The 9704-nt window shown below is 70.1% G+C and carries 9 protein-coding genes; 3 read left to right on the forward strand and 6 right to left on the reverse strand.

The window, feature by feature from the left end; translation table 11 throughout:
* Positions 1-157 precede the first annotated feature (157 nt).
* The 6 genes from lpxA to lysS form a co-directional block, all read right to left on the reverse strand.
* The gene (gene lpxA / locus KF840_21595; protein MBX3027499.1) at positions 158-991 is read right to left on the reverse strand and encodes an acyl-ACP--UDP-N-acetylglucosamine O-acyltransferase; all 834 of its coding nucleotides are present in this window, start codon (positions 989-991) and stop codon (positions 158-160) included.
* Positions 992-1005: 14 nt separating this feature from the next.
* Positions 1006-1527, reverse strand: a complete 522-nt coding sequence (locus KF840_21600) for an OmpH family outer membrane protein (protein ID MBX3027500.1) — start codon at positions 1525-1527, stop codon at positions 1006-1008.
* Between the two features lie 28 nt (positions 1528-1555).
* A complete protein-coding gene (gene bamA, locus KF840_21605; protein ID MBX3027501.1) occupies positions 1556-3961 on the reverse strand; it encodes an outer membrane protein assembly factor BamA in 2406 nt (801 codons plus the stop codon).
* A gap of 95 nt (positions 3962-4056) precedes the next feature.
* Positions 4057-4731, reverse strand: a complete 675-nt coding sequence (locus KF840_21610) for an ABC transporter ATP-binding protein (protein MBX3027502.1) — start codon at positions 4729-4731, stop codon at positions 4057-4059.
* On the reverse strand, positions 4724-5974 hold the full coding sequence (locus tag KF840_21615) for a lipoprotein-releasing ABC transporter permease subunit (protein MBX3027503.1): 1251 nt from the start codon (positions 5972-5974) through the stop codon (positions 4724-4726). The genes KF840_21610 and KF840_21615 overlap by 8 nt, the downstream gene beginning before the upstream one ends.
* A gap of 19 nt (positions 5975-5993) precedes the next feature.
* Positions 5994-7511 (reverse strand): lysine--tRNA ligase, encoded by a 1518-nt coding sequence (lysS, locus tag KF840_21620; protein MBX3027504.1) that lies wholly within the window; start codon positions 7509-7511, stop codon positions 5994-5996.
* Positions 7512-7727: 216 nt separating this feature from the next.
* On the opposite strand from lysS, the gene KF840_21625 reads away from it, so the two are divergent.
* The 3 genes from KF840_21625 to KF840_21635 all read left to right on the forward strand — a co-directional run.
* Positions 7728-7928, forward strand: a complete 201-nt coding sequence (locus tag KF840_21625; GenBank protein ID MBX3027505.1) for a MoaD/ThiS family protein — start codon at positions 7728-7730, stop codon at positions 7926-7928.
* On the forward strand, positions 7925-8854 hold the full coding sequence (locus tag KF840_21630) for an adenine nucleotide alpha hydrolase family protein (protein ID MBX3027506.1): 930 nt from the start codon (positions 7925-7927) through the stop codon (positions 8852-8854). Before KF840_21625 ends, KF840_21630 begins: the two co-directional genes overlap by 4 nt.
* 17 nt (positions 8855-8871) lie before the next feature.
* A partial coding sequence (locus KF840_21635) for a tRNA (adenine-N1)-methyltransferase (GenBank protein MBX3027507.1) occupies positions 8872-9704 on the forward strand: 833 nt, incomplete at its 3' end.

Here is a 9704-nt window from a genome sequence, read left to right on the forward strand (position 1 = left end):
CGGTGGCCCGCCGGAGCGCGGCGCGAGGCACGCGCCGGCAGGTGGACGACGCACGGAGGGGCGGGGCTTCGCGGCGCGCGCCCCGCGCTTCTCGCTTGTGCCTCGCGGTTCCCGGAACGTCACCGTCGCGCTCCTCGACGACCGCAGCAGCGGAGAGTCAGTCCTCGTCCCCCGACGGGGCCGGGGCATCCGACGTCCGTCGCCGATCCTCGCGACAGACGCCGCGCTGCGACGCTTCGATGAAGGCGACGAACCGATCCACCTCCGGCACGCCGGGGATCTCCGCGCGGACGCGCGCCGCGGCCTCGGCGACCCGCAGCCCCGACTGGAACATCAGCCGGTAGGCGGCGCGGATGGCCCGGATGGTCTCGGCGCCCAGGCCGCGGCGCTTCAATCCCAGGCTGTTGAGGCCGTGCAGGGTCGCCCGATCGCCGGTGGCGTTGCAGAACGGCGGCACGTCCTGCGACACCATCGATCCGGCGCCGATGATCGCCGACTCGCCGAGGCGGGCGAACTGGTGGATGCCGGAGAGCGCGCCGATCACCACCCCCGATTCGATGGTGACGTGGCCGCCGAGCTGCGTGCCGTTGGCGACGATGTTGCGGTCGCCGAGGATGCAGTCGTGGGCGACGTGCGCGTAGTTCATCAACAGGTTGCCGTTGCCGACCCGGGTCACCATGCCGCCGCCCTCGGTGCCGGGCTGCAGGGTGCAGAACTCGCGGATGCGGTTCTCGTCGCCGATCCGCAGCTCGCTCGGCTCGCCGTGGTACTTGAGGTCCTGGGGCACGGCGCCGATGGACGCGAACTGGAAGATCTCGTTGCGCGCCCCGATCGTCGTTCGCCCCTCGATGACCACGTGCGGACCGACCCGGGTGCCGGCGCCGATCCGCACCTGGGCGCCGATCACGCTGTACGCGCCGACGCTGACGCCGTCGCCGAGCTCGGCCCCCGCCGCGACGATCGCCGTCGGGTGAACCTGCGCCCCGCCCATCGCGTCCGTGCCGCCTACTTCTTCCGCGCGTTGTAACGGGCGATGATCTGCTCGGTGAGGTCGAGCTCGGGCGAGCCGTACAACACGCTGCTGCTCGATTGCTCGAGGATGATGCTGTAGCCCTGCTCCTTGCCGAATCCCTCGATGACCACCTGCAGCTCCTTGAGGAGCTCGACGGTCAGCTCGCTGTCCTTCTGCTGCAGCTCGCCCTGCGAATCCTTGTAGGCGCGCTCGAAGTCGCGCAGCTTCTTCTGGTAGTCGCTCTCCAGGTTGCGCGCCTCCTCGGCCTTCATCACCGCCGACTTCTTCTCCAACTGCTCCTTCATGCTGTCGAGCGCGTCCTTCTTCTTCTTCAGGTCCACCTGCAGGCGGTCCACCTGAACCTTGAAGCGCTCCTTGGCGGCCTTGCCGGCGTCGCTCTCGTTGAGCGCGCGCTGCAGGTCGACGTAGCCGATCTTCAGCTCGGCCGCCCGGGCGGCGGCAGTGAACGCGCACAGCAGGCTGAGCGCCAGCGCCAGGGTGGTGCGTACGATCATGTGCGGGACTCCTTCTCGGGGTTCTTTCTCACGGCGGGGCGCCAAAGGAAAACTGGATGCGCTGGATCTGGTCGCCGCTCTGCGGGTTGAGCGGGACGCCGACCTCGATGCGCAGCGGGCCGATCGGCGACAGCCAGCGGATGCCGCCACCGACGGACACCCGCATGCCCCCGAAGTCGATGCCCTGCGAGGCGAGGAAGGCGTTGCCGGCGTCGCAGAAGACGACGCCCTTGATGCCGAGCTGCTGGACGATGGGAAAGATGAGCTCGTTGTTGAACACGAGCTGCTGGCTGCCGCCGATGACGTCGCGGCGGAGCAGCCGGCCGCAGGCGTTCGGCCCGTAGGGGCACTGGTCGTCCTGGCCCTTGCCCTGCTCGAACACGTCGACCCGCGGGCCCAGCGACCGCACCTGGAAACCGCGCAGCGAGTTGATGCCGCCGGGGAAGTAGCGCTCGAACAGCGGCAGCTCCGGATTGTTGCCGAAGCCGAGGCCGTAGCCGAAGTTCCAGCCGGTGGCGAAGGTGAGCGGTCCGAGCTTCGGGATCTGGTACACCGGGATGTACCAGCGGGCGCGCGACTGGGCGTTGAGGAAGTCGCTGTCGCCGCCGAGACCGGCGATCTCGATCGAGAAGTCCTGGAACGAGCCCGCCGTCGGGTCGAGCAGGCTGTTGCGGGTGTCGCGGAAGATGCGGGGAATGATCGAGCTGGTCAGGCTGGTGCCGGCGGCGGCGCGCAGCACGGTGGCGGCGCTGCGGGCGACGTTGGAGATCTCCGCGTTCTCGATGCGGTACTCGACGCCCATGCGGGTATCGAGCAGCGACACCTCGCCCAGCGGGCCGAGGTGGACGACGTCGAGGCCGAGCGCCGGGAACGGATAGAGCGTCCGGATGCCGCCGCCGGTGCCGCCGCGGGTGAACTGGTCGAACTCGAGCTGCCAGTTGAAGGCGTCGATGCCGAGGGTCAGCGGCGTGTCGAGGAAGTACGGCTCGGTGAAGCTGAGGCTGATGTTGCGGCGGATCGAACCGAAGTCGGCGTTCAGGACGATCGCCTGGCCGCGGCCGAAGAGGTTCGACTCGGAGAGCCGGATGTTGAACAGGAACGACTCGCCCGAGCTGATGCCGGCGCCGGCGGAGAAGGCGCCGGTGTTTCCCTCGCGGACGTCGACCAGCATGTCGAGCTTGTCCTCGGCGTCCGCCTTGCGGGTGGTGATGTTGACGTCCTCGAAGAAGCCGAGGCGGCGCAGGCGGTCCTGGCTGCGGCGCAGCCGGGTGCCGGAAAACGGGCTCTGTTCCGCGAGCTCGAGCTCGCGGCGGATGACCTTGTCGCGCGTCTTGGTGTTGCCGCTGATCTCGATGCGGTCGATGCTCACCGCCGGGCCGCGGGTGATGGTATAGGTGACGTCGACCCGTTTGTCGGCCTGGTCGATGTTGGTCGTGGGGGTCACGTTGACGAAGGCGTAGCTGAGGTCGCCGTACGCCTCGGTGAGATTGTTGATGTCCTTGCGCAGCAGGCTCGGCTTGAAGATCTCGCCCTCGTGCGCCTCGAACTTGCCCTGCTGCGCGGTCTCGATCTCCGGCAGCGTCTCGCCGGCGGTGGCAATGGTGCCGAAGTGGTACTGCTCGCCCTCGTCGACCTTGATGGTGACGGTGAGGCCGTCCTCCTGGCGCTCGACCTTCGGTTCGTCGACGCGGACGTCGATGAAGCCGTTCTCGTAGTACCAGGCGGTGAGGCGCTCGGTGTCGGTCTTCAGCACCTCGCGGTCGAGGTTGCCGGATCCGGTGATCGGCGACAGGATGCCGCGCTCGCTGGTCTGCATGACGCGCTTCAGCTCGCTGTCGCTGAACTGGCTGTTGCCCTCGAACTCGATGTGCTGGATGCGGATCGGTTCGCGTTCGTCGACGACGAAGGTGACGTCGACCTCGTTCTCGCCCACCGGGGTCGTCTCGTAGCGGATGTCGGCGTCGAGGTAGCCTTTCTTCTGGTAGGCGTTCTTCGCCTCCTCGATGCCCTGCCGCGCCTTCTCGGGGTCGAGGATGGTGGTCGGGCGGACGCGCAGCATGCCCTCGAGCTCTTCCTTGTCGATCTTCTTGTTCCCCTCGATGCGCACCTGGCGGATGAAGGGCCGCTCGTGCACGTCGTAGGTGAGGACCCAGCCGCCGCCCTGGCGGTCCATGGTGGCGCGCACGTCGTCGAAGAACCCCATCTTGTAGATGGCGCGGATGTCGTCGTCGACGGCCTGCGGGTCGTACGGACTGCCGGCGCGCTGCTTCAGCTTGACGCGAACCGCCTCGTCCTCGACCCGCTGGTTGCCGACGATCTCGACGCGCTCGATGCGGATGCCCGCGGTCGGCGCCGCCTCCGCCAACTGCGACACGCCGACAGCCGGCCGGAGCACGAGCCCCGCGACCGCCAGAGCGATGATGAGCGCTCGCACGCTACGGCACATTCTGTCCGGCAAAACGGGCGAGACGTAACAAAGCGTCAGGGCCCAGTAAACCCGCGTCGGAACTCACACCGATGCGCACCGGGTCACTCCAGATGGCCGCGGCTCATGCGCAGGGTGCGATCGGCGAGCGCCGCCAGCTCGAGGTTGTGGGTGACGATCACCAGGGTGATGCCGCGCTCGCGCTTGAGGCTGAGCAGGAGCTGGTGGATCTCGTCGGCGGTCCCCGGGTCGAGGTTGCCAGTCGGCTCGTCGGCGAGGACGACGCGCGGCGACAGGACGATGGCGCGCGCCACCGCGACCCGCTGCTGCTCGCCACCCGAGAGCTCGCCGGGCTTGTGATCGAGGCGCGCCGCCAGCCCGACCTGGGCGAGCACCGCCCGGGCGCGTGCCGCGGCCTCGTCCCAGGAGAGGCCGCCGATCAGGCACGGCATCATCGTGTTCTCGAGCGCGGAGAAATCCGGCAGCAGGTGGTGGAACTGGAAGATGAAGCCGATCTCACGGTTGCGGAAGGCGGCCAACTCCGCCTCGCCGAGCGAGCCGAGAGCGACGCCGGCGAAGTCCACCTCGCCCGACGAGGGCGTGTCGAGGGCGCCGAGCAGGTGCAGCAGCGTGCTCTTGCCGACGCCCGACTGGCCGACGATGACCACCGCCTCGCCGGCGGCGACGTCGAGGTCGAGGTCGCGCAGCACCTCGACCGACTTCTGCCCGCCGTAGTGCTTGCACAGCCCGCGGGCGCGGATCAGCGGCCGATCAGTCATAACGGATGGCCTCGACCGGGACGAGCCGCGACGCCTGGCGCGCCGGGTACAGGGTGGCGAGCAGGCAGATGACGAGCGAGACGGCGACGACGAGCAGGAAGTACTGCGGGTAGATCTTCACCGGCAGGGTCGGCGTGTAGAACACGCCCGGCGGCAGCGGGATCACGTACTCGCGCAGCGCGGCGCAGAGCAGCAGGCCGAGCGCGGTGCCGGCCGCCGTGCCGACGCCGCCGATGATCAGCCCCTTGGTGATGAAGATCTCGGCGATGCCGCGCCGGGTGGCGCCCATCGACTTGAGGACGGCGATGTCGCGCCGCTTCTCCATCACCACCATCACCAGGGTGGCGACGATGTTGAACGCGGCGACCAGGACGATGAGCGTCAGCACCAGGAAGTAGACGAACTTCTCCAGGCGGATGGCGGCGAACAGGTTGTGGTTGAGGTCGCGCCAGGACTGCACCCGGTACGGGAAGTCGAGCTGGCCGGCGATGCGCGCCTTGACGGCGTCGGCGGCGTCGAGGTCCGCGGTGCGGATCTCGATGCCGCTCACCGCGTCGCCGAGGCCGAAGAAGCGCTGCGCCTCCTGGATGCCGATGAAGGCGAGCGCGCTGTCGTACTCGAGCATGCCCGCCTCGAACAAGCCGACGACCGCGAAGCGGCGCACCTTCGGCACCATGCCGACGACGGTCGGCACGCCGGCGGGGGCGACGACGCTCACCGGCTCGCCGACCTGGACGTCGAGCTGGCGGGCGAGTTGGGTGCCGAGAATGATGCCGGGGAGCTCGACCCTGGCGCCGCTCTCGTCCCGCTGCACGGCGTGCCGGCTGCCCAGGTCTTCGATGCGCCCGCCCGTGAGGTGCGCGCTGAAGTCGATGGCGCCGCCCGGTTGCGGATGGACGCCGCGCACCAGCACGCCGGCGACGTCGCTGCCGCTGGCGAGCATCGCCTGGCCCTGCACGAAGGCGTCTGCCGCCTCGACGCCGGGCACGGCGCGCAGGCGCTGCTCGACGCCGGCCTGGACCGGCATCGAGGCGCCGTAGTCGGAGACGACGACGTGCGGCGTGAAGCCGAGGATGCGGTCGCGCAGATCCTCCTCGAAGCCGGTCATCACCGCCAGGACGACGTTCAGCGTCATCACCCCGACCGCGACGCCGCCGGTGCTGATGGCGGTGATCAGCGACAGGAAGCCCTCGCTGCGTTTGGCGCGCAGGTAGCGCAGGCCGATGAAGAAGGGGTACCGCATGCGGCGCCGGACGGCGCGATCAGCGGCGCTCGGGCCGCATGTGCGGGAAGAGGATCACGTCGCGGATCGACGCCGAGTCGGTGAGCAGCATCACCAGCCGGTCGATGCCGATCCCCTCCCCCGCCGCCGGCGGCATGCCGTGCTCGATGGCGCGCAGGAAGTCCTCGTCCATCTCATGCGCCTCCTCGTCGCCGGCGGCCTTCTGCGCCAGTTGCGATTCCAGGCGGCCGCGCTGGTCATCGGGATCGTTGAGCTCGGAGAAGGCGTTCGCCATCTCCTGGCCGGCGATGAACAGCTCGAAGCGGTCGACGAACGCCGGCGCGCGCTCGTTGCGCCGCGCCAGCGGCGAGACGGCGACCGGGTACTCGAAGACGAAGGTCGGCTGGATGAGCTCCGGCTCGGCGAGGTATTCGAAGAGGTCGAGCAGCAGGTAGCCGGGCGCCGACGCGGCGCCGTACTGCTGCTCGTAGCTCTTGCGGAACGGGCCGCCGATCGCGTCGGCGGCGGCGCGCAGCGCGTCGCGGTCGAGCGCCCGCACCGCGTCGAGCGGCAGCGCGCAGCGCTCGGCGACGAATTCGGGGATGGCGACGCGGCGGTAGGGGGGCGTGAGGTCGATGTCGTGCCCCAGGTACGGCACGCGGCGGGTGCCGGCGACGGCGTCGGCGAGGGCGCTGAAGAGCTCCTCGGTCAGTGCCATCAGGTCCTCGTACGTCGCGTACGCCTGGTAGAACTCGAGCAGGGTGAATTCCGGATTGTGGCGGGTGGAGACGCCCTCGTTGCGGAACACGCGGTTGAGCTCGAAGACGCGGTCGAAGCCGCCGACCAGCAGGCGCTTGAGATAGAGCTCCGGCGCGATGCGCAGGTAGAGGTCCATGGCGAGCGCGTTGTGATGGGTGACGAAGGGCTTCGCCGCCGCGCCGCCGGGGATCGGCTGCATCATCGGCGTCTCCACCTCGATGTAGCCGCGCCCGGTGAAGAAGCCGCGCAGGAACTGGATGATCTGCGTGCGGCGGCGGAAGGTCGCGCGCGCCTCCTCGTTGGCGATCAGATCGACGTAGCGTTGGCGGTAGCGCGCCTCGACGTCGGTGAGCCCGTGCCACTTCTCGGGCAGCGGCCGGAGCGCCTTCGACAGGACGCGGAAGGTCTGCGCCGCGAGCGTCAGCTCGCCGGTCTTGGTGCGGAACGGCGTCCCGACGACCCCGACGACGTCGCCGACGTCGGCGAGCTTGAACACCGCGAAGGCGTCGTCGCCGAGCGCGTCGCGCTTCACGTGCACCTGCAGCCGGCCGTCGCGGTCGAGCAGGTGGAGGAAGGATGCCTTGCCGAAGTCGCGCTTGGCGACGATGCGGCCGGCGATGGCGATCCGCTCGGTGACCCCGGCCAGCGCCTCGGCGTCGTGCTCGCCGTACCGCCGCGCCACCTCGGCCGTGGTGTGGCTCGGCGCGAAGTCGTTCGGGTACGGATTCACGCCGGCGGCGCGCAACGCGTCCAACTTGCTGCGGCGGGCCGCGATCTGATCGAGGGCGTCGGACTCCACGGCAGGTTGCTATGGGTGCGTGGTGGCGGAGTCAAGCTGCGCGCCGGCCGCGGCGCGGCGGCGATCACCACCGCGTCGACGGCGAGGCGGCGAGACGCCGCGGACGCGCGAGCGGCGCGAGCGGCGCCCCCTGCTGGTGACGCGCGAGCGGCGCCCTTTCTTGGTGAGCGGCGCCCCCTTGTCTCGCGCAACCGGGGCCCCTATCCTCGCCGCCGCATGCGCATCACCGTCCTTCCGCGCCGCCAGCAGGTGGAGATCGCCGGCCGCCGGCGCGCCGCCGACGTGTTGCGCGAGCTCGGCTTCCTGCCGGGCACGGCGATGGTGATCCGGGGCGATGAGCTGGTGCCCGAGAGCGCGATGCTCGAGGCCGACGACGACATCGAGGTGCGCTCGGTGATCTCCGGAGGCGCCCCATGAAGTGCACGCGGTGCAAGGCGCCGGCGCAGGTGCAGTTGCGCGCCCACAACGCGAACTTCTGCCGCGACTGCTTCCTCTTCATCTTCCAGCGCCAGGTGGAGCGGGCGATCGAGAAGGAGCGCATGTTCCGGCGCGACGAGCCGGTGCTGGTCGCGGTGTCGGGCGGCAAGGACAGCCTGGCGCTCTGGGAGGTGCTGCACGGGCTCGGCTACCAGACCACCGGCCTGCACCTCTCCCTCGGCATCGGCTCGTACTCCGACGTCTCGACCGAGAAGACGGCGGCGTTCGCCGCGGCCAACGGCCTGCCGCTGATCACCGTGCGTCTCGCCGAGGCCGGCATGGCGGTGCCGGAGGTCGCGGGCCTGACGCGCCGGCCGGCGTGCTCGGCCTGCGGCACCATGAAGCGCCACTACTTCGACCAACTCGCGATCGACCGCGGCTTTCCGGTCGTGGCGACCGGCCACAACCTGGACGACGAAGCGGCGCGCCTGCTCGGCAACGTCCTGCACTGGCAGTTGCCCTACCTGGCGCGGCAGAAGCCGGTGCTCGAGCCCACGCATCCGCGTTTCGTGCGCAAGGTGAAGCCGCTGTTCCGGGTGAGCGAATACGAGACCGCGATCTACGCCTTCCTCAAGAGGATCGACTACGTCGTCGACGAGTGTCCGAACGCGGTCGGCGCGACCCAGTTGGTGTACAAGGAGATGCTGAACCGCCTCGAAGCGGCGAGTCCGGGCAGCAAGCTCACGTTCGTGCAGGACTTCCTGAGCCGCGCCCAGCCGGTGCTGCCAGCGGCGACCGGCGACGGCCCGCCGCAGACCTGCGCGCAGTGCGGCATGCCGGCGTTCGGCGAGATCTGCGGCTACTGCCGCTTGATGCGCGAGACCGAGCAGAAGCGCGAGCGCCGCGCCGCCTCGGGCGCGGCCTGAAGCGGACGAGCACGATCGTGGTCGACGACGACGACCCGGCGCTCGCCGCCGCGCCGGCGGGCGAGCCCGCCCCCGAGCGGCGCGAGCTGCTGCGCGCCGGCGAGTCCGTGCTGTTCATCGACAGCAAGGACCGCGAGTACCTGAAGACCCTGCGCCCGGGCGGCCGGGTGTCGCTGCGCGGCGGCATGGTCGCCGCCGACGACCTCATCGGCACGCCCGAGGGCCGGATGGTGCGCAATCCAAAGGGCGAGTCGTTCCTCATGCTGCGGCCGACCTTCGCCGAGCTGATTCCCAACCTGCCGCGGCGGGCCCAGGTCATCTACCCGAAGGACATCGCGCTGATCCTGCTGTGGGGTGACATCGGCCCCGGCATGCAGGTCCTGGAGGCGGGCACCGGGCCGGGCGCTCTGACCATGGCGCTGCTGCGCGCCGTCGGGCCGAACGGCTCGCTGACCTCGTGCGAGATCCGCCCCGAGTTCATCGACATGGCGCGCGGCAACGTGGCGCAGTTCTATGGCGACGCGCCGCACTGGTCGGTGGTCGAATGCGACGTGCGGCAGGGACTCCCGCGGGGCGGGCTCGACCGCATCGTCCTCGACCTGCCGGAGCCCTGGACGGTGCTCGGCGCGGCGGCCGAGGGACTGCGACCGGGAGGCGTGCTGGTCGTCTACCTGCCGACCGTGCTGCAGGTGAAGCAGGTGACGGATCAGGCGCCGGCGGCGGGTTTCGGCCGCGTGCAGGTGATGGAGTCGCTGCTCCGCCCCTGGCACTCGCGCGGCCTCAGCATCCGTCCAGAACACCGCATGGTCGCGCACACCGGCTTCATCATCGTCTGCCGTCGGGTCGTTGA

This window comes from bacterium (genome assembly GCA_019637795.1).
Lineage (GTDB): Bacteria > Desulfobacterota > Binatia > HRBIN30 > CADEER01 > JAHBUY01.